This is a genomic window from Burkholderia sp. BCC1644 (assembly GCF_902833225.1).
Classification (GTDB): Bacteria; Pseudomonadota; Gammaproteobacteria; order Burkholderiales; family Burkholderiaceae; genus Burkholderia.
The window spans coordinates 1-24,850 of sequence record NZ_CADFEI010000031.1; the positions used below are offsets into that span (position 1 = coordinate 1).

The 24,850-nt window shown below is 64.8% G+C and carries 25 protein-coding genes, 1 tRNA gene and 1 pseudogene; 11 read left to right on the plus strand and 16 right to left on the minus strand.

Annotated elements, in window-relative coordinates:
- Positions 1-158 (plus strand): annotated as a pseudogene (locus tag HWX87_RS35905) (3-hydroxybutyrate dehydrogenase); the annotation flags it as partial.
- A 117-nt stretch (positions 159-275) separates the two neighbouring features.
- On the opposite strand, the gene HWX87_RS35910 reads toward HWX87_RS35905, so the two are convergent.
- The gene (locus HWX87_RS35910; RefSeq protein WP_176051563.1) at positions 276-1,475 is read right to left on the minus strand and encodes an amino acid aminotransferase; all 1,200 of its coding nucleotides are present in this window, start codon (positions 1,473-1,475) and stop codon (positions 276-278) included.
- A 250-nt stretch (positions 1,476-1,725) separates the two neighbouring features.
- On the opposite strand from HWX87_RS35910, the gene uvrB reads away from it, so the two are divergent.
- The 5 genes from uvrB to HWX87_RS35935 all read left to right on the plus strand — a co-directional run bounded on the left by uvrB (position 1,726) and on the right by HWX87_RS35935 (position 7,278).
- Positions 1,726-3,816, plus strand: coding sequence for an excinuclease ABC subunit UvrB (gene uvrB, locus HWX87_RS35915; protein WP_176051564.1), 2,091 nt, complete (start codon positions 1,726-1,728; stop codon positions 3,814-3,816).
- 227 nt (positions 3,817-4,043) lie between these two features.
- Positions 4,044-4,595, plus strand: a complete 552-nt coding sequence (locus HWX87_RS35920) for an iron transporter (protein ID WP_059233631.1) — start codon at positions 4,044-4,046, stop codon at positions 4,593-4,595.
- Positions 4,596-4,650: 55 nt separating this feature from the next.
- Complete coding sequence (locus HWX87_RS35925; protein WP_034190351.1) at positions 4,651-4,983, plus strand: cupredoxin domain-containing protein; 333 nt, start codon at positions 4,651-4,653, stop codon at positions 4,981-4,983.
- A 58-nt stretch (positions 4,984-5,041) separates the two neighbouring features.
- A complete protein-coding gene (locus HWX87_RS35930) occupies positions 5,042-5,884 on the plus strand; it encodes an FTR1 family protein (protein ID WP_059233632.1) in 843 nt (280 codons plus the stop codon).
- Positions 5,881-7,278 carry a 4Fe-4S binding protein gene (locus tag HWX87_RS35935; protein ID WP_176051565.1) on the plus strand — a complete coding sequence of 466 codons (1,398 nt, stop codon included), beginning with the start codon at positions 5,881-5,883 and terminating at the stop codon, positions 7,276-7,278. Before HWX87_RS35930 ends, HWX87_RS35935 begins: the two co-directional genes overlap by 4 nt.
- 271 nt (positions 7,279-7,549) lie before the next feature.
- Here the strand turns inward: HWX87_RS35935 and HWX87_RS35940 are convergent, their stop codons facing one another.
- The 3 genes from HWX87_RS35940 to HWX87_RS35950 all read right to left on the minus strand — a co-directional run bounded on the left by HWX87_RS35940 (position 7,550) and on the right by HWX87_RS35950 (position 9,389).
- Positions 7,550-7,795, minus strand: a complete 246-nt coding sequence (locus HWX87_RS35940) for a hemin uptake protein HemP (RefSeq protein WP_176051566.1) — start codon at positions 7,793-7,795, stop codon at positions 7,550-7,552.
- 138 nt (positions 7,796-7,933) lie between these two features.
- Positions 7,934-8,416, minus strand: a complete 483-nt coding sequence (locus tag HWX87_RS35945) for an SRPBCC family protein (RefSeq protein WP_176051567.1) — start codon at positions 8,414-8,416, stop codon at positions 7,934-7,936.
- A 100-nt stretch (positions 8,417-8,516) separates the two neighbouring features.
- Positions 8,517-9,389: a pirin family protein gene (locus HWX87_RS35950; protein WP_176051568.1), complete on the minus strand. Its 873-nt coding sequence runs from the start codon at positions 9,387-9,389 to the stop codon at positions 8,517-8,519.
- A gap of 122 nt (positions 9,390-9,511) precedes the next feature.
- On the opposite strand from HWX87_RS35950, the gene HWX87_RS35955 reads away from it, so the two are divergent.
- Entirely contained in the window at positions 9,512-10,486 is a 975-nt protein-coding gene (locus HWX87_RS35955) for a LysR family transcriptional regulator (protein WP_176051569.1), read from the plus strand.
- A gap of 371 nt (positions 10,487-10,857) precedes the next feature.
- On the opposite strand, the gene HWX87_RS35960 is transcribed toward HWX87_RS35955, so the two are convergent.
- The 9 genes from HWX87_RS35960 to HWX87_RS36000 form a co-directional block, all read right to left on the minus strand.
- Complete coding sequence (locus tag HWX87_RS35960) at positions 10,858-11,286, minus strand: biopolymer transporter ExbD (protein WP_006478310.1); 429 nt, start codon at positions 11,284-11,286, stop codon at positions 10,858-10,860.
- Between the two features lie 13 nt (positions 11,287-11,299).
- A complete protein-coding gene (locus HWX87_RS35965; RefSeq protein ID WP_176051570.1) occupies positions 11,300-12,031 on the minus strand; it encodes a MotA/TolQ/ExbB proton channel family protein in 732 nt (243 codons plus the stop codon).
- Positions 12,032-12,067: 36 nt separating this feature from the next.
- Positions 12,068-12,799, minus strand: a complete 732-nt coding sequence (locus HWX87_RS35970; protein ID WP_176051571.1) for an energy transducer TonB — start codon at positions 12,797-12,799, stop codon at positions 12,068-12,070.
- Between the two features lie 218 nt (positions 12,800-13,017).
- A complete protein-coding gene (locus tag HWX87_RS35975) occupies positions 13,018-13,254 on the minus strand; it encodes a (2Fe-2S)-binding protein (protein WP_039370093.1) in 237 nt (78 codons plus the stop codon).
- A 150-nt stretch (positions 13,255-13,404) separates the two neighbouring features.
- On the minus strand, positions 13,405-14,262 hold the full coding sequence (gene murI / locus HWX87_RS35980; protein ID WP_176051572.1) for a glutamate racemase: 858 nt from the start codon (positions 14,260-14,262) through the stop codon (positions 13,405-13,407).
- A gap of 34 nt (positions 14,263-14,296) precedes the next feature.
- The gene (bfr, locus tag HWX87_RS35985) at positions 14,297-14,773 is read right to left on the minus strand and encodes a bacterioferritin (protein WP_176051573.1); all 477 of its coding nucleotides are present in this window, start codon (positions 14,771-14,773) and stop codon (positions 14,297-14,299) included.
- A gap of 193 nt (positions 14,774-14,966) precedes the next feature.
- Positions 14,967-16,490 carry a fumarate hydratase gene (locus tag HWX87_RS35990; RefSeq protein WP_176051574.1) on the minus strand — a complete coding sequence of 508 codons (1,524 nt, stop codon included), beginning with the start codon at positions 16,488-16,490 and terminating at the stop codon, positions 14,967-14,969.
- 34 nt (positions 16,491-16,524) lie between these two features.
- Positions 16,525-17,148 carry a TIGR00645 family protein gene (locus HWX87_RS35995; protein ID WP_176051575.1) on the minus strand — a complete coding sequence of 208 codons (624 nt, stop codon included), beginning with the start codon at positions 17,146-17,148 and terminating at the stop codon, positions 16,525-16,527.
- A 113-nt stretch (positions 17,149-17,261) separates the two neighbouring features.
- Complete coding sequence (locus HWX87_RS36000; protein ID WP_176051576.1) at positions 17,262-18,155, minus strand: DMT family transporter; 894 nt, start codon at positions 18,153-18,155, stop codon at positions 17,262-17,264.
- A 316-nt stretch (positions 18,156-18,471) separates the two neighbouring features.
- On the opposite strand from HWX87_RS36000, the gene acs reads away from it, so the two are divergent.
- From acs to HWX87_RS36015, 3 genes are all read left to right on the plus strand, one after another.
- Positions 18,472-20,454 (plus strand): acetate--CoA ligase, encoded by a 1,983-nt coding sequence (acs, locus tag HWX87_RS36005; RefSeq protein ID WP_176051577.1) that lies wholly within the window; start codon positions 18,472-18,474, stop codon positions 20,452-20,454.
- A gap of 83 nt (positions 20,455-20,537) precedes the next feature.
- Positions 20,538-20,882, plus strand: coding sequence for a DUF4212 domain-containing protein (locus HWX87_RS36010; protein ID WP_176051578.1), 345 nt, complete (start codon positions 20,538-20,540; stop codon positions 20,880-20,882).
- 3 nt (positions 20,883-20,885) lie between these two features.
- Positions 20,886-22,901, plus strand: coding sequence for a sodium:solute symporter family protein (locus tag HWX87_RS36015; protein WP_176051579.1), 2,016 nt, complete (start codon positions 20,886-20,888; stop codon positions 22,899-22,901).
- Positions 22,902-22,965: 64 nt separating this feature from the next.
- Here the strand turns inward: HWX87_RS36015 and HWX87_RS38180 are convergent, their stop codons facing one another.
- Positions 22,966-23,319, minus strand: a complete 354-nt coding sequence (locus HWX87_RS38180) for a hypothetical protein (protein WP_244137829.1) — start codon at positions 23,317-23,319, stop codon at positions 22,966-22,968.
- Positions 23,320-23,398: 79 nt separating this feature from the next.
- Between HWX87_RS38180 and HWX87_RS38185 the strand changes: the two genes are divergently transcribed.
- Positions 23,399-23,752, plus strand: a complete 354-nt coding sequence (locus tag HWX87_RS38185; RefSeq protein WP_244137830.1) for a hypothetical protein — start codon at positions 23,399-23,401, stop codon at positions 23,750-23,752.
- On the opposite strand, the gene HWX87_RS36025 is transcribed toward HWX87_RS38185, so the two are convergent.
- Positions 23,718-24,323: a DUF2939 domain-containing protein gene (locus tag HWX87_RS36025; protein WP_176051581.1), complete on the minus strand. Its 606-nt coding sequence runs from the start codon at positions 24,321-24,323 to the stop codon at positions 23,718-23,720. The genes HWX87_RS38185 and HWX87_RS36025 overlap by 35 nt on opposite strands.
- 410 nt (positions 24,324-24,733) lie before the next feature.
- Positions 24,734-24,824, minus strand: a tRNA-Ser gene (locus HWX87_RS36030).
- Between the last annotated feature and the right edge of the window lie 26 nt (positions 24,825-24,850).

Below are 24,850 nucleotides of genomic sequence, written 5' to 3' on the forward strand. Positions count from 1 at the left end.
AAGAAGTGATCAAGAAGGTGATGCTCGGCAACACGGTCGACGGCGTGTTCACGACGGTGCAGGACGTCGCGCAGACGGTGCTGTTCCTGTCGGCGTTCCCGAGCGCCGCGCTCACGGGCCAGTCGGTCGTCGTCAGCCACGGCTGGTTCATGCAGTAACGCGGGCACGGGCGGCGTAGCTGCCCGCCGGCGAACGGCAATAAAAAACGCGCTCCACGGAGCGCGTTTTTCATGTCGGCAGGGCGCAGCCGGTCGCGGCCGCCACCCGACGCCGTATTACTTCAGGACGGCTGCGACTGCATTGGCGACGGCATCGAGGTTGCGCATGTTCAGCGCGGCAACGCAGATCCGGCCCGTGCCGACCGCATAGATGCCGAACTCGTCGCGCAGGCGATCGACTTGTGCCGAGGTCAGGCCCGAATACGAGAACATCCCGCGTTGCGCGTTGATGAAGCTGAAGTCGCGATCGACGCCGCTTGCCTTCAGGCGCTCGACGAGACCATTACGCATTGCGCGGATGCGATCGCGCATCTCGCCGAGTTCCTGCACCCACGAAGCGTGCAGTTCCGGCGATGCGAGCACGGCTGCGACGACGGCGCCACCGTGGGTCGGCGGGTTCGAGTAGTTCGTGCGGATCACGCGCTTCAGTTGCGACAGCACGCGCGTCGCTTCTTCCTTGCTCGACGTGATGATCGACAGCGCGCCGACGCGTTCGCCGTACAGCGAGAACGACTTCGAGAACGACGACGACACGAATGCGTTCAGGTCGGCCGCGGCAAACAGACGCACGGCAGCGGCATCGGCCTCGATGTTCTCGCCGAAGCCCTGGTACGCCATGTCGAGGAACGGCACGAGGTTGCGCGCCTTCACGACGTCGACGACCTGTTGCCATTGCGCTTCGGTGAGATCCACGCCGGTCGGGTTGTGGCAGCACGCGTGCAGCACGACGACCGTGCCGGCTTCGTAGCTGTTCAGCGCCGACAGCATGCCTTCGAAGTTCACGCCGTTGGTGGCCGCGTCGTAGTACGGGTACGCGACCACTTCGAAACCGGCCGCTTCGAACAGCGCGCGGTGGTTTTCCCAGCTCGGATCGCTGATCGCGACCTTCACGTTCGGGTTCACGGTGCGCAGGAAATCGGCGCCGATCTTCAGCGCGCCCGTGCCGCCCAGTGCCTGGGCCGTGACCACGCGGCCCGCCGCGATCAGCGGCGAATCGTTGCCGAGCAGCAGCTTCTGCACGGCCGCATCGTAGGCGGCGATCCCGTCGATCGGCAGGTAGCCGCGCGGCAGGCCTGCCTCGACACGCACCTTCTCGGCTTCGCGCACCGCGCGCAGCAGCGGAATCTTGCCTTCTTCGTTCGTGTACACACCGACGCCGAGGTTGACCTTGGTCGGACGCGCATCGGCGTTGAAGGCTTCGTTCAGGCCCAGGATCGGGTCGCGGGGAGCAAGCTGGACAGCGGAGAAGAGCGACATGATGATTCGGCAGTAGTGAAAAGAGGGTCAGGCTTTCAGCCGGCGGGGCGGGCGCAGCGGACCGCGCGCCAACGGCGCGACGCCGGAAAGCGCAGCAGCCTGATATTGTAGCGAATTCGCGCTGGCGGGGGCGGGCGATTCGGCGGCGAATCGCGATTTCGGCCGGCCGCCGGGCGTCAGGAGCCGACAGCAGTTCGAGACGCCGCGAAGCGCTAGAATGCTTTCTTTGCCCTTGCTCCGGCCGTATTCCATGTCCGAACATCATGCCGAAGTCGGCGACGCGCTCGACGAATCCAGATTCGTCACCTTCGAAGGGTCGCCGTTCCAGCTGTATCAGCCGTACCTGCCTGCGGGCGACCAGCCGACCGCGATCGAGACGCTCGTCGAAGGCGTCGGCGATGGCCTTGCCTTCCAGACGCTGCTCGGCGTGACGGGGTCGGGCAAGACCTTCACGATGGCCAACACGATCGCGCGGCTCGGCCGCCCGGCCATCGTGTTCGCGCCGAACAAGACGCTCGCGGCGCAGCTCTATGCGGAGTTCCGCGAGTTCTTCCCGCGCAACGCGGTCGAGTACTTCGTCTCGTACTACGACTACTACCAGCCTGAGGCCTATGTGCCGCAGCGCGACCTGTTCATCGAGAAGGATTCGTCGATCAACGAGCACATCGAGCAGATGCGGCTGTCGGCGACGAAGAGCCTGATGGAGCGCCGCGACGTGGTGATCGTCGCGACGGTGTCGGCGATCTACGGTATCGGCAACCCGTCCGAATACCACCGGATGATCCTGACGCTGCGCACCGGCGACAAGCTCGGCCAGCGCGACGTGATCGCGCGGCTGATCGCGATGCAGTACACACGCAACGAGCAGGATTTCCAGCGCGGCACGTTCCGCGTACGCGGCGACACGATCGACATCTTCCCGGCCGAACACGCGGAAATGGCCGTGCGCGTCGAACTGTTCGACGACGAGGTCGAGACGCTGCAGCTGTTCGACCCGCTGACGGGGCGCGTGCGGCAGAAGATTCCGCGCTTCACCGTGTATCCGTCGTCGCACTACGTGACGCCGCGCGACACCGTGATGCGGGCGGTCGAGACGATCAAGGACGAATTGCGCGAACGCCTCGAGTTTTTCCATCGCGACGGCAAGCTCGTCGAGGCGCAGCGCCTCGAACAGCGCACGCGTTTCGATCTCGAGATGCTGCAGGAGCTCGGCTTCTGCAAGGGCATCGAGAACTACTCGCGGCATTTCTCGGGGGCGGAGCCCGGCGATCCGCCGCCGACGCTCGTCGACTACCTGCCGCCCGATGCGCTGATGCTGCTCGACGAATCGCACGTGTTGATCGGCCAGCTGAACGGCATGTACAACGGCGACCGCGCGCGCAAGGAAAACCTCGTCAATTACGGGTTCCGCCTGCCGTCGGCGCTCGACAACCGGCCGCTGAAGTTCCCCGAGTTCGAGCGCAAGATGCGCCAGGTCGTGTTCGTGTCGGCCACGCCGGCCGACTACGAGAAGCGCGTGACGGGGCAGATCGCCGAGCAGGTCGTGCGGCCGACGGGCCTCGTCGATCCGGAAATCGAGGTGCGGCCGGCGAGCTCGCAGGTCGACGACGTGCTGACCGAGATCAACGAGCGCGTGAAGGCCGGCGAGCGCGTGCTGATCACCGTGCTGACCAAGCGCATGGCCGAACAGCTCACCGAGTTCCTGGCCGACCACGGCGTCAAGGTGCGTTACCTGCACAGCGACATCGACACGGTCGAGCGCGTCGAGATCATCCGGGACCTGCGGCTCGGCACGTTCGACGTGCTGGTCGGGATCAACCTGCTGCGTGAAGGTCTCGACATTCCGGAAGTGTCGCTCGTCGCGATCCTCGACGCGGACAAGGAAGGCTTCCTGCGCGCCGAGCGCTCGCTGATCCAGACGATCGGCCGCGCCGCGCGGAACGTGAACGGCAAGGCGATCCTCTACGCCGACAACATGACCGATTCGATGACGCGCGCGATCGGCGAAACCGAGCGCCGCCGCGCGAAGCAGATGGCCTACAACGAAAAGATGGGCATCACGCCGCGCGGTGTCGTGAAGCGCATCAAGGACATCATCGACGGCGTCTACAACGCGGACGAGGCGCGCGCGGAGCTGAAGGAAGCGCAGCAGCGCGCGAAATTCGAGGACATGTCGGAAAAGCAGCTCGCGAAGGAAATCAAGCGTCTCGAGAAGCAGATGGCCGACTACGCGAAGAACCTCGAGTTCGAGAAGGCCGCCGCGACGCGCGACCAGCTTGCCGTGCTGCGCGAGCGCGTGTTCGGCGCGAATGTCGGCGATCACATCAGCGGCGGCCGGTAAATCTTTCCAAGCGTCACCGAATCGGGTTGGTAACGAGCCTGTAAGCCTTGTCGGATCAGGGGTTTACACGGCTCTTCGTTTGTTCCGAAACGGGTTCGGTGCTAAACTTCGCAATTATTGAGAATTGTTCGCATTAACGTTCTTCGTCGCGTTAGTGTTTCCAGCGGGCGGCCCCGGCGGCGGCCCGCGTGTCGTCAAGATAGTCAGACAAATAACAAGGAGTGTCCATGTTGGGTTCTTCGTTCATCCGCACGACGGTTGCGGTAGCGGCGGCGCTTGCCGCGATGTCGGCCTCGGCTGCCGAATATCCGATCGGCAAGCAGCAGATCCAGGGCGGCATGGAAATCGGCGCGGTGTACCTGCAGCCGATCACGATGGATCCGGAAGGGATGATGCGCAAGGCGTCGGATTCCGACATCCACCTCGAGGCCGACATTCATGCGGTCAAGAACAACCCGACGGGTTTCGCGGAAGGCGACTGGATGCCGTACCTGCAGGTCACGTACAAGCTGACGAAGCAGGGCGACACGAAGTGGAAGGCTGAAGGCGACCTGATGGGCATGGTCGCGAGCGACGGCCCGCACTATGGCGACAACGTGAAGCTGAACGGCCCGGGCAAGTATCACCTGACGATGGTCGTCAAGCCGCCGATGCAGTCGGGTCACATGGCATTCGGCCGCCACATCGACAAGGAAACGGGCGTGGGCGCGTGGTTCAAGCCCGTTACGCTCGAGTACGACTTCCCGTTCGCCGGTATCGGCAAGAAGGGCGGTTACTGATCGGTGGCATCACGAACGGCGCGCTTCGGCGCGCCGTCGGCGTAGAGAACCCAGAATGAAAATTCCCCAGAAAATCGTTGCCGCAGCCGCTGCGTTGTGGCTCGCCGGCGCAGCGCATGCTGCCGACCTGCCGACGTTCAAGCTCGAGATGACGGACGGCAAGCTGAATCCCGCCCGCATCGAAGTGCCGGCCGGCCAGCGTTTCAAGATCGAGATCAAGAACACCGGCAAGGGCGCCGCCGAATTCGAGAGCGTGCAGCTGCGCAAGGAGAAGGTGCTCGCACCGGGCGCCGATTCGTTCGTGGTCGTCGCTCCGCTGTCGCCGGGCGAATACAAGTTTTTCGACGATTTCCACCAGCAGGCACAGGGCGTGATCGTCGCGAAGTAACGCGTTTTATCTGCGTGCGGGCGCACAAATCCCTTGCCCCGCGCGTCAGGAGGTATCGATGGGTCAGATCTTGTTCATCGTCTGGCGGGAGAGCGTCGAAGCGCTGCTCGTCGTCGGCATTCTCTATGCATGGCTGAAAAACGGCGACGACGACGCGCGCCGCGGCCTGCCTTTCCTGTGGGCCGGCGTCGGTGTCGGCTTGCTGATGGCCGTGGGCCTCGGCGCCGCGCTGGTCGGTTTCACCGAAGTGCTGTCCGGCGACGCGCAGGACTACTTCCAGACCGCGATGGTGCTGATCGCATGCGTGCTGATCGTGCAGATGGTGCTGTGGATGCGCCGGCACGGCCGTACGCTGAAGCGTGACATGGAGCAATCGCTGCAGCAGAGTACGCGCGATTCGAACTGGTGGGGTGTCGCCGTGCTGGTTGCGCTTGCAATCGCGCGCGAAGGCAGCGAGACGGTGATCTTCCTGTACGGCCTCGGTTTCGGCCAGTCGGGTCACGTCGACGGCAGCCAGATGCTCGCGGTCCTGATCGGTCTCGGCCTGGCGTTCTTCACGTTCTATCTGCTGCAGCTCGGCGGCAAGTACTTCTCGTGGCGGCACTTCTTCCGTGTCACCGAAGTGATGCTGCTGTTCCTCGGCGCGGGATTGTTCCAGACCGGCGTCGACAAGCTGATCGACAAGGAAATCCTGCCGCTCGGCATCTCGCAGGTGTGGGATACGTCCGCGATCCTCGATGATTCGGGCACGTTCGGCTCGCTCGTCGCAACGCTGACCGGCTATCGTGCGCACCCGGCGCTGACCAACCTGGTCGCCTATGCGGTGTACTGGGCCGTCGTGTGGCTGCTGATGAAGCGCGCGAGCCGTCGTCCGGCCGTCGCCGCAGGCCGCGCGGCATGAGCGTGGTCGCCGCAGCCAAGCCGGGCTGGCTCGCACAGGCCGGCCAGTGGATGCAGCGCCACGGCGCGCTGATCCGCGGCATCCAGTGGATCGTCGTCGCGGTCTACGCATTCCTGATCATCGTCCCGGCGGTGTTGCCGCTGCCGGACGATTCCGCGCATCTGTGGAACAACCTCACGCTGATCGCACAGTTCGCGTTCTGGGGCATCTGGTGGCCGTTCGTGCTGCTGTCGATGGTGATGCTCGGCCGCGTGTGGTGCGGCGTGCTGTGCCCGGAAGGCGCACTCACCGAATACGCGAGCAAGTTTGGTCGCGGCGGTCCGATTCCGCGCTGGATCCGGTGGGGCGGCTGGCCGTTCGTCGCGTTCGGGATCACGACGATCTACGGGCAGATGGTGAGCGTGTACCAGTACCCGCTCGCGGTGCTGTTCGTGCTCGGCGGCTCGACCGTCGGCGCGATCGTGATCGGCGTGCTGTACGGCCGCGAGAAGCGCGTGTGGTGCAAGTACCTGTGCCCGGTCAACGGCGTGTTCGGGCTGCTCGCGCGGCTCGCGCCGATGCGCTACAAGGTCGACGAGGATGCATGGCGCCGTTCGTACAGGAACGGCGAGCATGGCCATCGCGTGATTCCGATCAACTGCGCGCCGCTCGTGCCGTTGCGCAACATGAAGGGCGCGGCGGACTGCCATATGTGCGGCCGCTGCAGCGGGCACCGCGATGCGATCTCGCTGTCGTTGCGCTCGCCGTCCGACGAAGTCGTGAACCTCGGCGCGCAAAAGGCGAACCCGTGGGACACCGCGCTGATCCTGTACGGCCTGCTCGGCGTTGCGATCGGTGCGTTTCACTGGACCGTCAGCCCGTGGTTCGTGCAGATCAAGCAATGGCTCGCGGGCTGGCTGATCGACCGCGACATCACGTGGCCGCTCGAAACGAATGCGCCGTGGTTCCTGCTCACGCACTATCCGGATCGCAACGACGTGTTTTCGTGGCTCGACGGCGGGCTGATCGTCAGCTACATCGTCGGCACGGGGCTCGTGTACGGCACGGCGCTGCTGGTGCTGCTGGCCGGCGCCACGCTGATGCTCGGCCGCTTCGATCGCGTGCGGCTGCATCATCTTGCGCAGGCGCTGATCCCGATCGCGGGCGCGGGCGTGTTCCTCGGCCTGTCGGCCACGACGCTGTCGCTGCTGCGCGCGGAGCATGTGCCGCTCGGCTGGGCGACCGACGTGCGTATCGCAATCCTGGTCGGTGCCAATGCATGGAGCGCGTGGCTCGCGTGGAAGGTGACGGGGCGCTATGCGGCGTGGCCGCGCCGGCTCGCGGCATTCGCATTGTTTGCCGCTGGGTTGGCCGTCGTCGACAGCGCATGGTGGCTGATGTTCTGGGGTTTCTGAAGCCTCTTGCAGGCGGCTTCGGCCGCATGCGACAGCACGCCAACGTACGTGAGCGGCATGCCTCCTGCGTTGACCGCGCAAACAAAAAAGCGGCACGTCCTTCGACGTGCCGCTTTTTTTCTACCTTGTGCGAGAACCAAAAAAGTGGCTTGGCTTGCTGCAACGGCTGCTTGAGTGTGTTTGCACGAAGGGGTCTAGATCTCGCGTGCAAGCCGTTACGCTGGCTACTGCCCAACACCTCTCAGGGAGGTGGTCCCCACAATACTCTGTCTTACTTCGTCAGGATCAGTTTGCCGAGTCGCGTGGCGCGCAACTGATACGTCTCTCCGTTGTGCGCGATGCTGATGTGGCTGTGGCCTTGCAACAGCGCGTCGCTGTTGACGACCCGCGTGCCTGCATCGCGGTTGCCGGCGGGCTTCGCCGGCGTGGTGACCGCTGCCGTCTTCTGACGGCTGCTGGCTGCGGTGCCGGTCGTGCGGTGCAGGGTCAGCGTGGTCGGGCGCATGGTGTCGGTCATTCGGTTTGATCGGTGACTGTCGATACGATGGAATGAATTCTAAATGATAACTATTCCCATTTACAAAAACTCTTTATCGATCGAAACACCAGACCTGATAGCTTGAGTCAAATGGCGGCCTGCGGGCCGCCGTCGGGGTCAGTGCAGCGGATCGGGGTCCTTGCGGCCCTGTGTGTATTCGCGGATCAGGCGGACCGTGTCGATGTCCGACGTGCGGTAGGCCTCCTTGACGATCCCGTGCGTCTGCCGCGCATCTTCGCTGTCGTCGGTAACGGTCAGCGTGGTGCGGTACTCGAAACGCAGGAACAGCTCGTGGTCGTCGCGTTCCTCGATCGTCATCGTCAGCGAACCGCCGATCTCGCCATCGGCCGCGCGGATGTCGTAGCGAACCTGATGGTTCGGCGTGAACGTGACGTGATCGCGCACGGTCGCATGGCCGTAGTGCAGTTCACGCTCGAGCGTCGTGTCCGTCCGTTCGAGGACGACGCAGCTGTCGAGGCCGAGCACGAACAGTTGCGGCTGTTCGGCGCGCAGGACGAGACCCTCCCAGAGCTGGTCGCGGGTGAGGGTCGGTACTGACGGATCGTCGGCGTTGATCTGGATCAGATGTTCGAAGTTCAAGGGGACGGGTTCCTTCTGGTGGCGGGTGGCCACATGGTTCAAGAAGTCATTGTGACGCAAAACCACTCGTTTCGCGGCACCTGCCGCCCCCGATCGGGCGTCATGCTTCGATGCGGCCCATGCGGCCCGTCTGGTAGTCGACGACGGCCTGCCGGATCTCTTCCTCGGTATTCATCACGAACGGGCCGTAGCGGACGATCGGCTCGTTGAGCGGCACGCCGCCGATCAGCAGCAGGTCGAGCGGCGAGTCGCCGGCGGCGAACGTGACCGTGTCGCCGTCGTCGCCGTAGACGATCATGTGTCGGGCGTCGACAGCCTGCCTGTCGGGCCCGTAGAGGCCCGTGCCGTCGATCGGATAGGCAAACACGCGATAACCGGCCGGCACGGGCTGCGTGACCGTTGCGCCGGGTTCCAGCGTGAAATGCTGGTAGAGGATCGGTGTGCGCGTCTCGATCGCGGCCTGGACGCCGAACGCTTCGCCGGCGATCACGCGGACGCGCGCGCGGCCGTCCGGCGACGTCGCGGTCGGGATGCGGTCGGCCGGAATCTCCTGGTAGCGCGGTGCGATCATCTTGTCGCGGCGCGGCAGGTTGACCCACAGCTGAAAGCCGTGCGAGCGGCCGCCCGCCTGCGCAAACGCGGGATCGGGCATCTCGCTGTGCACGACGCCGGCGCCGGCCGTCATCCACTGCACGTCGCCCGGGCCGAGCGTGCCTGCATGGCCGGACGAGTCGCGATGGCGGAAGCGGCCGTCGAGCGCATACGTCACGGTCTCGAAGCCGCGATGCGGATGGTCGGGCGCGCCCACGGCTTCGCCGGGCGCGTAGTCGACGGGGCCCATTTCGTCGAGCAGCAGGAACGGATCGAAGTCCATCAGCAGCCGGGTCGGGAACGGACGGTGAACCACAAAGCCGCCGCCTTCGGTCGTGCGAAGTGCGGGGTAGGTACGGTCAAGCGAGCGAGCGGTCGTCATGGGGAAGCCCTCGAAATCGTCGGAATAGCGTTATTTTTGAAACATAGCGCTATTATATTGGGCGTTTTACCGTTCGATTTGCGGCGGTTCGCAATGGATTGTTCTGAAATTGGAACGATGAGATGAATATCGATGCACATAACCTGAACGACCTGATGTACTTTTCGCAGGTCGTCGAACATGGCGGTTTCTCGGCCGCGGAGCGCGTGCTGGGCATCTCGAAATCGCGCCTGTCGCGGCGCCTGACCGAGCTCGAGGCGGCGCTTGGCGTGCGCCTGCTGCAGCGCTCGACGCGCAAGCTCGCGCTGACCGAGGCGGGGGAACTGTTCTACCAGCATTGCCAGGCGATGCTGGCCGAGGCGCAGGCCGCGATGAACGCGGTGCAGCAGTTGCGTGCGTCGCCGCGCGGCTCCGTGCGGGTCAGCGTGCCCGTCACGCTGTCGCAGACGATGCTGTCGCGCATCCTGCCCGAATTCCTGCGTCGTTATCCCGAGGTGAAGGTGCACGTCCGCGTGACGAATCGCGTGATCGACCTGTTCGAGGATTCGATCGACGTCGCGCTGCGCGTGCGCTCGGAGCCGCCACAGAACGCCAACATCGTCGTACGGCCGCTATGGCGTACCGAGCAGATGCTGGTCGGCGCGCCGAGCCTGCTGAGCCAGAATGCGCCGCCGCTGGTGCCGGACGACCTGACCGGCTTCGAGACGCTCGATACGCCGAGCGTCGACGGGCGGCATGTATTCAACCTGATCGCGCCGGACGGGACGCGCCATGTGCACGATCACGACCCGCGGCTCGTGACGGCCGACCTGATGACGATCCGCGAGGCCGTGCTCGACGGTCTCGGCATCGCGGCGCTGCCGGAGATGATGTACGGCAACGCGCTGCGTGCGGGGCAACTGTCGCCCGTGATGCCGGGCTGGACGCTGCCGGTGCCGCAGCTGTATGCGGTGTTCGTGTCGCGGCAGGGGATGCCGCCTGCGGTGCGTGCGTTCGTCGACTACCTGGTCGAGAAGCTCGATCACGGCGCGTACAAGGAGCCCGGTTGTCCCGAGCGCGCGAAGAAGGAAGCCGCGGCCGATGTTTCGGCGACCTGAACACGGCGCGCGCGACGACGCAAATTTGTTTTGTCATTGAAGCGTCGTCTGCAATCGCAAGTTTCAATCGCCGGAACCTTGAATGCGCGCGCGTGCGGGCCTATATTGAAATCCCATTTCGTGAAGGAAGTTCTGAGCGAAATCAGGTGGCCGCATATATTGCGAGCCAGATAGGGCAGAACGCGCAGTCCGTGCAGACCACGGCAGAGTCGCATTTGCGTTGCTCGAGGCGCAACCGATACCGCCAAAGAGCCCGCCGCCCGAAGGCGCCCGCGTGCGCATGAAAAAAGGCCTTCATCTGGCGATGAAGGCCTTTTACTTTGTGCGGCCGGCGAGGTGCCGGCGATGCGTTACCGCAAGACGTGCGCGCGTTACTTCGCTTTCGCGCCCGGCTCGGTCACGAAACCGAGCTTCGTCAGGCCGCCTGCCTGTGCATCCGACATCACTTCTGCGACGTGCTCGTACGCAACCTTGCGATCCGCACGCAGGTGCAACTCGGGCTGCGGCGTGCGTTTCGCGGCTTCCGCGATGCGAGCCTGCAACTGTTCGCGCGTGACCGTATGGTCGTCCCACAGAATCGTGCCGTCGCCCTGGATCGCGACGTCGACCGTCTGCGGTTTTTCGTCGACGGGCTGGCTGCTGGCGTGCGGCAGGTCGATCTTCACCGCATGCTGCATCGCCGGGATCGTCACGAGGAAAATGATCAGGAGTACGAGCATGACGTCGACGAGCGGCGTCATGTTGATCTCGCTCATCACTGCATCGTCGTCATCGTCGCTGAAACCGGTATTCATGGCCATGGTTCACCCCGTCTCAGCTGGCGCGCGCGGCGAGACGCAGGCCGTCGCGCGTCGACGACGATGCGAGGCTCGCGCCCGTCACGAAGTACGCGTGCAGGCCGTGCGCGAAGCGGCGCAGCTTGCTGACGATGCCCTTGTTCGCACGCGTCAGTGCGTTGTAGCCGAGCACGGCCGGAATCGCGACGAACAGGCCGAAGGCCGTCATGATCAGCGATTCGCCGACCGGGCCTGCGACCTGGTCGATCGACGTCTGGCCGGTTGCGCCGATGGCGAGCAGTGCGTGGTAGATCCCCCAGACCGTGCCGAACAGGCCGACGAACGGCGCCGTGCTGCCGATCGATGCGAGGATCGCGAGGCCGCTCTGCATGCGCGAGATGCCTTCGTCCATCGTGTCCTTCAGGCAGCGCGTGACCCAGTCCGATACGTCCATGCGGTCGTGCAGGTGCGGTTGCGTCTGATGGTGGTGGTCGGCGGCTTCCTTGCCCGACAGCGCGAGCGCGAGGAACGGGTTGTCGTTCGGCGTCGATGCGGCAAGGCCGAGCTTCTTGATACCGTCGTCGAAATCGTCCGAATGCCAGAATGCCTGTTCGGCATTCTTCGTGAGGCGGTTCAGGCGGATCACGTTCCAGCCCTTGATGACGATCACCATCCACGACAGGACCGACATCACGAGCAGCGTGATCGCGATGGCGCGCGTGACGAAATCACCTTGCGCCCAGACGTGCGCGATACCGTAGCTTTGCATTTTCTTGTTTCCTTTGAATCTTCCGGATGAGGCAGGTTAGTCGGTGAGCCCGAAGCTGTAGGGCTGTGTGCGGGCGGCGCGGATCGCCTGGCCGTTCTCGAGGTACGGACGGCAGGTGGTCGAGCGCATCGCGTCGAGTGCGGCATCGTCGAGGCGCGGGTAGCCGCTGCTCTTTTGCAGATCGATGCTTTCGATCTTGCCGGTCACGCCGACGACGAAGTGGACATAGGCCGTGCCCGATTCGCCGCGGCGGCGCGACATCGACGGGTAGTCGGGCTTCACGAAGTTGCATTGGAGCGTCGGCACGTTCTTCGGCGCGCTGACCTGCATCGTTTCGCGCGCCGGGCCGGGTGTGGCGGCCGGTGCTGCGGGGGCGGGCGCGGCAGGCGCGGGCGTCGGATCGGCGGCAGGCGCGGGTGTCGGCGACGGGGCCGGCGATTGCGCAACCGGCTGGGGCGTCGGCTTCGCCGCTTTCTGCACCGGCTTCGGCTCGACCTTCGGCTTCACGCGCGGCACGGGCTTCGGCGGCGCGGGTTGCGGGATCGATTCGGCCGCAACCTGCTGCGCGATCGGTGCAGGCGTGATGAGCTGCGCGGTGATCGTCTGGACCTCGACCGATTTCGGCGGCGGCGCGTTGCGATGGAGCCAGGCGGCCGTCAGCATGATCGCGTGTGCGGCAAGCACACCGACCGCGACGACGATCACTCGGGGATTCATACGTGGTGCAGCCGGCATGGCGCCGGCAGGAGCGAGATGCGAAGCCTGCATGTTAGCTTGAAAGAACGATGTCGCACCCGGGGCGCGGCGGGTGAATCGGCATCACTTGCGGAAGATCAGCAGCGAGATGCAAACGGTGGTCACAAATCCGATCAGCAATTCCATGACAGGCTCCTTGGCAGGTAAGCCGCTGGCTCGCGCGGACGATGGCTTGCTGACGGTCAAAACAAAAAATGCGGCCTGGGCCGCATGCGCACACTCGGCGCCGGTCAGGCTGCCTTGCGTTCGTAGAACGTGACCGGGATCGGGTGAGCGTGATGCTCGACACCGCACCGGCTCGCGCAGACGCCTTGCTCGGCCATGAGGTCGCGTACGGACTCCTCGCACTTGCCGCAGCACGTGGCCACGCCGAGTTCGAACTGGAGTTCATCGAAAGAGTTGACGCCCTCGGCGAGGGACGCGCGAATCTTGCGATCGGAAACAGACTTGCACACGCAGACGATCATGATGAGTTGCGATAGCTAACGTTAATGCGAATTATTATCATTAATTTTGCGGGCGTTGACAAGCCTGGGTCGGGCTTTTTTTAAGGTCATCAGACCCTTGAAGCGGCTGGGGCGGCGGAGCCGCGGCGGGAGCGGGCCTGCAGGCCCGTGTCAGGCGGTCGCGCAGGCGCGTGCGTTCGGCGAGGAAATGGTGACGGACTCGACCGGCGCGTCGAGGCCGAGCAGCGTCGATGCGAGGGCGCGCAGTTGCACGCCGTCGCTCGTCGAGCAGAAGCGGGGCGGCGCGGCAGGCATGCCGGCCGGCGCGCGCAGGCCGCGTTCGTCGAGCACCCGCGCGAGCTGGCGGGCGATCGCATCGCTCGTGTCGACGATCGTCAGGCGGTCGCCAACAAGGTCACGAATCGTGTCCGTGAAGAACGGGTAATGCGTGCAGCCGAGCACCAGCGTATCGGCGCCTTCGTCGAGCATCGGCTGCAGGTAACGCTCGAGCAACGCACGCAGGGCGGGCGAGTTCGTGTCGCCGCGTTCGATCGCTTCGACGAGCCCGTGGCCGGGCTGGCAGATGAAGCGGCGGCCGGCGCCGTAGCGGTCGAGCAACGCCTGGAAGCGCGGGCTGTTCAGCGTCGATTGGGTGGCGAGGACACCCGCGACGCCGGTCGCGGACAGTGCGGCGGCCGGCTTGATGCCTGGCTCGACGCCGACGAGCGGAATCGCCAGGCGTTCGCGAATGGCCGCGATCGCCCGCGCCGTGGCGGTGTTGCACGCGATGACCAGCGCTTTCGCACCTTCGCGGGCGAGCCACTCGCCGATGGCCAGCGTGCGTTCGGTAATGAACGCCTCGTCGCGCGGACCATACGGCGCGTGCTGCGAATCGGCTGCGTAGACGAACGACTCGCCGGGCAGGTGCGCGCGCACGGCGCGCAGCACCGACAGGCCGCCGAGCCCCGAGTCGAAGATTCCGACAGGGGCGGCAGGGCGGACCGCGGAAGCGGCTGGCTGGTTCGTCATCGTCGTGCAGACGTCAAGGTGGCAGGGCGACCGGTTACTCGGGCGAACCCATCATCGTTTGCTGGTAGTTCTGCAGGCCGACCTTGCCGATCAGGTCGATCTGCGTTTCCAGCCAGTCGATGTGCTCTTCGGTGTCGTCGAGGATCTTCTCGAAGATCTCGCGCGACACGTAGTCGCGAACCGTTTCGCAGTAGGCGATCGCTTCCTTGCAGGTGGATTGCGAGATCTGCTCGAGCTTCAGGTCGCACTTCAGGATCTCTTCGGTTTCCTCGCCGACGAGCAGCTTGTGCAGATCCTGCAGGTTCGGCAGGCCGTCGAGCATGAACACGCGCTCGATCAGCCAGTCGGCGTGCTTCATCTCGCCGATCGACTCGTCGTACTCGTGCTTGCCGAGCTTGTCGAGGCCCCAGTGCTTGTACATGCGGGCATGCAGGAAGTACTGGTTGATCGCCGTGAGTTCGTTCTTCAGTTGGGCGTTCAGGTATTCGATGACTTTCTTGTCGCCTTGCATGGCTGTTCCTTGTTCAGTGGGGCTTCAGAAACCGAACGATAATCGCTCGAACGAGAAAAGCCAAGCCTCAAAGCCTTGTCTGGCCTGCCTTTTGCGTGTAATGAGAATCAGCCTCGGATAACCGGCCGTACACAATAATGAGAATGAGAAGTAAAAAGGCCGGACTTCCGTCCGGCCTTTCGTGCGATCGCGCTTAAGCGGTTGCGACCGGGATCTTGCCGATCTTCGCTTGCCACTCCTTCGGACCGGTCTGGTGCACCGACGTGCCCGACGAATCGACGGCAACCGTCACCGGCATGTCCTGCACGTCGAACTCGTAGATCGCTTCCATGCCGAGGTCTTCGAACGCGAGCACCTTCGCGCCGCGGATCGCCTTCGACACCAGGTAAGCCGCGCCGCCGACGGCCATCAGGTAGGCCGCCTTGTGCTTCTTGATCGCGTCGATCGCGACCGGGCCGCGCTCGGCCTTGCCGACCATCGAGATCAGGCCCGTCTGTGCGAGCATCGTCTCGGTGAACTTGTCCATGCGCGTGGCCGTCGTCGGGCCGGCCGGGCCGACCACTTCGTCGCGCACCGGATCGACCGGGCCGACGTAGTAGATCACGCGGTTGGTGAAGTCGACCGGCAGCTTCTCGCCCTTGGCGAGCATGTCGGCGATGCGCTTGTGCGCGGCGTCGCGGCCGGTGAGCATCTTGCCCGACAGCAGCAGCGTCTGGCCCGGCGCCCAGCTGGCGACTTCTTCCGGCGTCAGCGTGTTCAGGTCGACGCGCTTGCTCGTTTCCGTGTTCGGTTCCCACTGGACCTTCGGCCAGGCGTCGAGCGACGGCGCTTCAAGCTTGGCCGGGCCCGAGCCGTCGAGCACGAAGTGCGCGTGGCGCGTGGCCGCGCAGTTCGGGATCAGCGCAACCGGCTTCGATGCCGCATGCGTCGGTGCCGCCATGATCTTCACGTCGAGCACGGTCGCCAGGCCGCCGAGGCCCTGCGCGCCGATACCGAGTGCGTTGACCTTCTCGTGCAGCTCGACGCGCAGCTCCTCGACCCAGTCCTTCGGGCCGCGCGCGATGATTTCCTGGATGTCGATCGGCTCCATCAGCGATTCCTTCGCCATCAGCATCGCCTTCTCGGCGGTGCCGCCGATGCCGATCCCGAGCATGCCGGGCGGGCACCAGCCCGCGCCCATCGTCGGGACCGTCTTCAGTACCCAGTCGACGATCGAGTCAGACGGGTTCAGCATCACGAACTTCGACTTGTTCTCCGAGCCGCCGCCCTTCGCCGCGACCTGCACGTCGACCTTGTCGCCCGACACGATCTCGTAGTGGATCACGGCCGGCGTGTTGTCCTTCGTGTTCTTGCGGGCGCCTTCGGGCGGGTTGACGATCGATGCGCGCAGCACGTTGTCCGGGTGCGTGTAACCGCGGCGCACGCCTTCGTTGATCATGTCGGTGAGGCCCATCGTCGCGCCGTCCCAGCGCACGTCCATGCCGACCTTCACGAAGATCGTGACGATGCCGGTGTCCTGGCAGATCGGGCGCTTGCCTTCCGCGCACATGCGGCTGTTCGTGAGGATCTGCGCGATCGCGTCCTTCGCGGCCGGGCTCTCTTCCAGCTCGTACGCGCGGCCGAGGGCCTGGATGTAGTCGAGCGGGTGGTAGTAGCTGATGTACTGCAGCGAATCCGCGATGCTCTGGATCAGGTCTTCCTGTTTGATGACGGTCATGGCTGAGACTCTGTGGGGACAGTGGGGAATGCGTTTATGCGTTGACGGCTGCTTCGGCCGGCTTGCGGGGCTCGTTCGCTGCAGGCGCGTGCCCGTCGTGGGCGTGCGGCTCGTGGAAATGGGCCGGGTGCGTGTGCGTCGTCAGGCGGTCGACCCACGCCATCACGAGCGCCGACACGAGGAACGACACGTGGATGATCACCTGCCACATGATCGCGTGCATCGTGTGCTGGTCGGGGTTGATGAACGTCTTCAGCAGGTGGATCGACGAAATGCTGATCAGCGCCATCGACAGCTTGACCTTCAGCACGCCCGCGTTCACGTGGTCGAGCCATTCGGGCTCGTCGGGGTGGCCCTCGATGCCGAGGCGCGACACGAACGTTTCATACCCGCCGACGATCACCATGATCAGCAGGTTCGAGATCATCACCACGTCGATCAGGCCGAGCACCGCGAGCATCACGCTGATCTCGTCGAGGCTGGTCGCATGCGACAGCAGGTGCCAGACTTCCTTCAGGAACAGGAACACGTAGACGGCCTGCGCGACGATCAGGCCGAGGTAAAGCGGAACCTGGAGCCAGCGGCTCATGAAAATCAGCGCGGGAAGCGGGCGAAGCGGGCGACGCGTGGGGCGGCCGGGCGAATGCGGGGCAGACATGGTGGAGAGTCGGGCGCGGTGCGCAGGTATCGGGGGTAATCTTGAAAAGGCGCGCTATTGTAACGCGTCGGCCGGCGCGACTGCAGTGACGCGCCGGCACTGCCAGGGACGGATCAGGAGGCGGCAGCGGGCACGCGCTTCACGCGCAGGCTCGCGAGCACGATGCCGGTGACGACGCACGCGAGCGCGATGCCGTGCGCGAGCGTCGGGCGCTCGCCGAGGAACGCGATGCCATACGCGGCCGCGGCGACCGGCAGCACCGCGCTGAACACACCGGCGAGGCTGCCCGGCACGTGCCGGATGCCTTTCATCCACAGCCAGAACGAGAAGATGCTGGCCGACAGGCCGTACCAGACGACGAGCGCCCAGGTGCCGGCCGGCACGCTCGCGTAATCGAAATGCCACATGGCCGTCGCGCCGAGCGGCAGCATCAGGCACAGGCCGAACAGGTGGGTGTATGCGCAGATGTCGATCGGCGCGAGCGTCTGCGTGAGGCGGCGCGACAGGATCACGTAGATCGATTCGCAGCACACCGCGCCAAGGATCAGCAGGTTGCCGGTGAGCGACGACTCGCCATGCCCGGCGGCGCTGCCGTTCGCGAGATTGATCGTCACGACGCCGGCGATCGCGAGCGCGATCGACACGAGCGCACGGCCGTTCGGTTTTTCACGCAGGATCAGCCACGCGAACAGCGCGACGATCGCCGGGATCGTGCTGGTGATCACGCCGGCCGCGACCGCGCTCGTGCGCTGCACGCCGTTCAGCATCAGCAGCGTGAACATGAAGGTGCCGAAGAATGCCTGCAGGAACAGGTTCAGCCATTCGCCGCGTTTGACGGTGCGCATCTTCACCGGGCTGAACAGCGGCCACAGCACGGCGATCGCGATCACGAAGCGCAGCGTGGCGAGAATGGCGACGGGAACGAAGGCGACGATCGATTTGCCGATACCGACATTGCTGCCGACGAACAGCATCGACAGAACGAGAAAGAAAGCGTAGCGATTCAAGCTGGAATCCGGAAGGCGAGTTCAGTTAGGATTGTAGGGTCGCGCTCGTTACAGCGTAAAGCTGCAAGCGCCGCCGCCCGCTGGGCGAAACGGCCGTGCCGCGTAAGTGACGGGTAAGTTGGAGCGCTTATTGTGGACACTGTCGGGTCGCCCGGTCGCCATCGTGCGATGTGGTGCGGCGCAGCATCGCGCGGTGGCCTCCGGGCCGTGTGCGGGTGGTGGGTAGGAGACAGCGGCGCGCATGCGCCGGCCAAGACGCGCGGCGCGCACGATCGCGCCGCCATGCAGAGGATTCATGTTCACCAAGGGGTAGTCGATGTCTGCGATTGAATCGGTTCTTCACGAAACCCGTCAGTTTGCGCCGCCCGCGGCGCTCGAGAAGGCGGCAACCATTTCCGGCATGCCGGCCTATCGTGCGCTCGCCGCCGAGGCCGAAAACGATTACGAAGGATTCTGGGCGCGTCTCGCGCGCGAGGGTCTTGCGTGGCACAAGCCGTTCACGAAAGTGCTCGACGAGTCCAACGCGCCGTTCTACAAGTGGTTCGACGACGGCGAGCTGAACGCGTCGTACAACTGCCTCGACCGTCACGTCGAAGCCGGCAACGGCGAGCGCGTCGCGGTGATCTTCGAGGCCGACGACGGCACGGTCACGCGCGTCACCTATGCGGATCTGCTGGCGCGCGTGTCGCGCTTCGCGAATGCGCTGAAGAAACGCGGGATCGGCAAGGGCGATCGCGTCGTCATCTATATTCCGATGTCGATCGAAGGCATCGTCGCGATGCAGGCCTGCGCGCGCATCGGCGCGACGCACTCGGTCGTGTTCGGCGGCTTCTCCGCGAAATCGCTGAACGAGCGGCTCGTCGACGTCGGCGCGGTCGCGCTGATCACGGCCGACGAACAGGCTCGCGGCGGCAAGACGCTGCCGCTCAAGAGCATCGCCGACGAAGCGATCGCGATGGGCGGCTGCGAAGCGGTGAAGAGCGTGATCGTCTATCGCCGCACCGGCGGCAAGGTCGACTGGCACGCCGACCGCGACCTGTGGATGCACGAGATCGCCGACGGCGAGTCCGACACGTGCGCGCCGGAATGGGTTGGCGCCGAGCATCCGCTGTTCATCCTGTATACGTCGGGCTCGACCGGCAAGCCGAAGGGCGTGCAGCACAGCACGGGCGGCTACCTGCTGTGGGCCGCGCAGACGATGAAGTGGACCTTCGACTGGAAACCCGACGACGTGTTCTGGTGCACGGCCGACATCGGCTGGGTCACGGGCCACACGTACATCACGTACGGCCCGCTCGCGTGCGGCGGCACGCAGGTCGTGTTCGAAGGCGTGCCGACCTATCCGGACGCAGGCCGCTTCTGGAAGATGATCGGCGACCACAAGGTCACCGTGTTCTACACCGCGCCGACCGCGATCCGTTCGCTGATCAAGGCGGCCGAAGCCGACGACAAGGTGCATCCGAAGAGCCATGACCTGTCGAGCCTGCGCATCATCGGCACGGTCGGCGAACCGATCAATCCGGAAGCATGGATGTGGTATCACAAGCACGTCGGCCAGGAGCGCTGCCCGATCGTCGATACGTGGTGGCAGACCGAGACGGGCGGCCACATGATCACGCCGCTGCCGGGCGCCACGCCGACCGTGCCCGGTTCGTGCACGCTGCCGCTGCCGGGCATCATGGCCGCGGTGGTCGACGAGACGGGCCAGGATGTGCCGAACGGGCAGGGCGGCATCCTCGTCGTCAAGCGCCCGTGGCCGGCGATGATCCGCACGATCTGGGGCGACCCGGAACGCTTCAAGAAGAGCTACTACCCGGAAGAACTCGGTGGCACGCTGTATCTCGCCGGCGACGGCACCGTGCGTGACAAGGACACCGGCTACTTCACGATCATGGGCCGGATCGACGACGTGCTGAACGTGTCGGGCCACCGGCTCGGCACGATGGAAATCGAATCGGCGCTGGTCTCGCACGAACTCGTGGCCGAAGCGGCCGTGGTCGGCCGTCCGGACGATACGACGGGCGAGGCGGTCGTTGCGTTTGTCGTGCTGAAGCGTTCGCGTCCGGAAGGCGAGGAAGCCGCGGCGCTCGCGAAGACGCTGCGCGACTGGGTCGGCAAGCAGATCGGGCCGATCGCGAAGCCGAAGGACATCCGCTTCGGCGACAACCTCCCGAAGACACGTTCCGGCAAGATCATGCGGCGCCTGCTGCGCTCGCTCGCGAAGGGCGAGGCGATCACGCAGGATACGTCCACGCTCGAGAATCCGGCCATCCTCGAACAGCTCACGGAAGTGCGCTGATCGTAGCGGTCGCGCATCTCGCGCACGAGCCCCTGCGCGGCAATCCCGATTGCCCGCGCAGGGGCTTTTTGCTACATAACGGCATGATCGTTCCGACCCGTTCGGCGCCTGCTGCGCCACCGCCCGTTCCCGAGCCGCTCGCGCGTGCCCACGCGCGCTACTGGCGCTTCAACGTCGCGCTGATCGCGGTGCTGATGGTGATCGGTTTTTCGGTATCGTTCATCGTGCCGTTCTTCGGGCCCGCGCTCGCGGGCATCCGCTTCGCCGGGTTCAGCCTGCCGTTCTATGTCGGCGCGCAGGGTGCGATTCTGGTGTATCTCGTGCTGATCGTCGTCTACATCGGGCTGATGCAGCGCGCGGACCGCACGCTGCGCCGCGCGTACGACGATCATGCGGCGCAGGCCGGTAACGTGAACGGCGGGCGCTGATTCATGCTGACGCATCGACTGATCCGCGCGTACGCGCTCTACACGCTGGGGTTTCTCGGGTTCGTGCTGCTGATGTGGCGGATCGAGCGCGCGACCGGCTCCGGCGTCTGGATCGGCTACGTGTTCCTGTTCGTACCGATCGCCGTGTATGCGGTGATCGGGCTGCTGTCGCGCACGTCCGATCTCGTCGAATACTACGTGGCCGGGCGGCGCGTGCCGTCCGCGTTCAACGGGATGGCGACGGCGGCCGACTGGCTGTCGGCCGCGTCGTTCATCGGTCTGGCGGGATCGCTGTACTCGACCGGCTACGACGCGCTCGCGTACGTGATGGGCTGGACCGGCGGGTTCTGCCTCGTCGCGTTCCTGCTCGCACCGTATGTGCGCAAGCTCGCGCGCTACACGATTCCCGATTTTCTCGGCACGCGTTTTTCGAGCACGGCCGTGCGCGCGCTCGCGGCGGGCGCGGCGATCCTGTGTTCGTTCGTGTATCTGGTCGCGCAGATCCAGGGGATCGGCCTGATCGCGACGCGCTTCATCGGCGTCGATTTCGCGATCGGGATCTTCTGCGGGCTCGCGGGCATTCTCGTGTGCTCGTTTCTCGGCGGGATGCGCGCGGTCACGTGGACGCAGGTCGCGCAGTACATCATCCTGATCAGCGCGATCCTGATTCCGGTGTCGCTGATCGCGATGAAGAACGGACTTGGCCCGGTGCCGCAGTTCAATTACGGCAAGCTGATGGAGCGTGTCGCGGCGCGCGAGGCGCAGGTGCGCGATGCGTCCGACGAGCAGCAGGTGCGCGACGCGTACCGCCGGCAGGCCTCGGATATCCAGACGCGGCTCGACCGGCTGCCGGCATCCTATGCGGACGCACGCCGGCATCTCACCGATCAGCTTGCCGACCTGCGGCGCCACAACGGGCCGCTGCGCGAGATCAGCCAGCGCGAGCGCGAACTGGCCGATTTCCCGCGCGACCCGGCGGCGGCGCGCGTCGCGTGGACGCAGGCGCGTGACGACCTGCTGGCGCGCGCCGAGCCGCCCGTGCCGATGCACGAGCCGTTTCCCGCCGCGAGCGAAGACGAACGCAAGCCGCGCGAGCGCAATTTCCTCGCGTTGCTGCTGTGCCTTTCACTCGGCACCGCGAGCCTGCCGCACATCCTGACGCGCTACAACACGACCACGTCGGTCGCGTCGGCGCGACGCTCGGTCGGCTGGACGCTGTTCTTCATTGCGCTGTTCTATTTGAGCGTGCCGGTGCTCGCGGTGCTGATCAAGTACGAGATCCTCGCGAACCTCGTCGGGCGGCCGTTCGCCGAATTGCCGGCGTGGGTCACGCAATGGCATCACTTCGAACCGGACCTGATCAGCGTCGTCGAGGTGATTCGCGACGGCATCGTGCACTGGTCGGAAATCCAGATGCAGCCGGACATGGTCGTGCTGGCCGCGCCGGAAATCGCGGGACTGCCGTATGTCGTGTCGGGGCTGATCGCGGCCGGTGCGCTTGCCGCGGCGCTGTCGACCGCGGACGGGCTGCTGCTGACGATCGCGAACGCGCTGTCGCACGATGTCTATTACTGCATGGTCGCGCCTGACGCGTCGAGCCAGCGGCGCGTGACGATCTCGAAGGTATTGCTGCTCGGCGTCGCGCTGTTCGCGTCGTATGTCGCGTCGCTCAATACCGGGAAGATCCTGTTTCTCGTCGGTGCCGCGTTTTCGCTGGCGGCCTCGAGCTTCTTTCCGGTGCTGGTGCTCGGCGTGTTCTGGAAGCGCACGACGACGCGTGGTGCCATCGCCGGGATGGTGACGGGGTTGACGGTGTGCGTGTACTACATCGTGTCGACGTATCCGTTCTTCACGCAATGGACCGGGTTCGCGGGGCGCACGTGGTTCGGGATCGAGCCGATCAGCTCGGGGGTGTTCGGGGTGCCGGCGGGGTTTGCGGTGGCGATCGTCGTGAGTCTGTTCGATCGAAAGCCGGATGAATACACGCGGGCATTGGTGGATTACATCAGGCATCCGTGATGCGGGTGTCGTCCGGCATGCTCACGTGCCGGAACCCGCCCGTACCGGCGGCGCGACGGGTGGGTCAGAGCGCGGAAATGCCGAGCTCGGCCCCCTTGGTCGTCTGCACCCGACTGAAGTCGCAGCTTCCGTCCGTCATGCCATTGGCGTTCGGTATCGCGACGCAGACATAGGCACGGATGCCGTGCGGCAGTGCCACGTGCCGAAACTCGCCGACCTTGATCGTCGCGACCCGGTCAACGGCAAATCGATCGTTGATCGGTGTCGCGCTCGACGGGATCGACATCGTCACTTCCGACGCGGCGTTCCCGGTTTGCGACTTCAGCGTCTGGCTGCTGCCGATATCACCGTTGACCGAGAAGCGTATTGCCGCCTGTCCTTCGGACACGCGTTGAACCGTGACCGCGAGCGTCGGCATGGCGATTCCCGCCGCGCATTTGCCGGCAGCGCACTCGCGTATGGAAAGAAGCGTGCGAAATTGGGAGGCGGACTGACCGATGACCGACACGTCGGTCGACGATCCGCCGTCGCGCAACGATTTCTCGAACGGCGGGGGAGACGTTACCGCGACGGTGGTACTGATCGACGGCGGCGAAAATGCCGTTGCGCAAGCTGACAGCATCGTCGCAGCGACAACCGTCAAGGCGAACCCTGGACTGAATCGCATGGATCTGACTCGCGGAGCTGAAACCTCGGATATCGTCAGAAGAATACACATCTTTAGCGTGTGGTGTTCGGGATTCGATGCGCGACGTGCGCTCGGCCCGAACGACAAAGCGGACCGGCCGCGCAGGGTGCCGATCCGCTTCCTGGCGATCAGTTTGAACCGAATTTGTCGGTCGGCAGATTGATTCCGCTCAGTTTCCAGGACCAGAGGCCGTCACGCTTGAAGACAAACGTCACCTCGTCGTCCGTTCCTTTTCGCGCCGTTGCGGTGACAGTCGACCAGCTCTTGTAGCCTACCGAATAGTCGGCCTTCGGCGTGCTGGCGGATGTTTGCGGTGCGGCGGCGGCGGACCCCGCATGAGCCCTTTCCGACGGTTCGGAAGAGGATGCCGGTACGCTGGAGCGCACCGGTTTGGCCGCTCCCTGAGCCATCATGGTCATGACGCCCGCCGGTGTAACCATGGTGTCGATGACCTGATTCGCAATGCCCATTGCCATCATCATTCCCAGACCAGCGAATGAATTTCCATTCAGGTCGGGCGAATTCGCGATTTTCGCCTGCATCACGGTCATGAGTTGCGCACGCAGGCTTTCGCGCAGCGATGGAAAGTCGACGTGCGAGGAAAACGAATCGGGATCCTTGTCGGCGATGGCCGATCGCAACTGATACATCGTGATGTACGGGCTCGCATAACTGGATGCCACGCCCGCGGCGATAGCGATCCCGGCGATCGCTATCCGTGTTTTCTTTTTCATGGTCTCTACGCGCGTTTATATCGTTTATCGGGAAGTCAGTTTAACGGCCGCATACCGGAAAATTTGAGTTGCCGACGATCTGCGATTCCGATATGCGGTCGTCATTCAATTTCGACGGACGGATTGAGTGAGGCTTCGTCGGGTCGAGAAAGACAATGAAGCAATCGGGAGCGCATTGAATTGCATGGCCTGCGCCATGCGTTCGATGCATGGCGGCGAAAAGCGATGCGAAGCGCGTGATGGCGGGTGTGTCGGCGCAGCGCGCGCGTCCGGGGCAGGCGGGGGGCGAATCGACGATGCAAGAAGAACGCATCAGGGGTGCCGCCAACAGTCGACACGCCGACGATTGGCGGGCGCTTTGGCGTGCTGAAACGAAAAACGGGCCGAGCGGCCCGTTTTTGCTGATGTCCTGGCGGAGAGAGGGGGATTCGAACCCCCGATAGGCGATTAACCTATACACGCTTTCCAGGCGTGCGACTTAAACCACTCATCCATCTCTCCGGAAGACCGAGAGTATAGCAAACTCT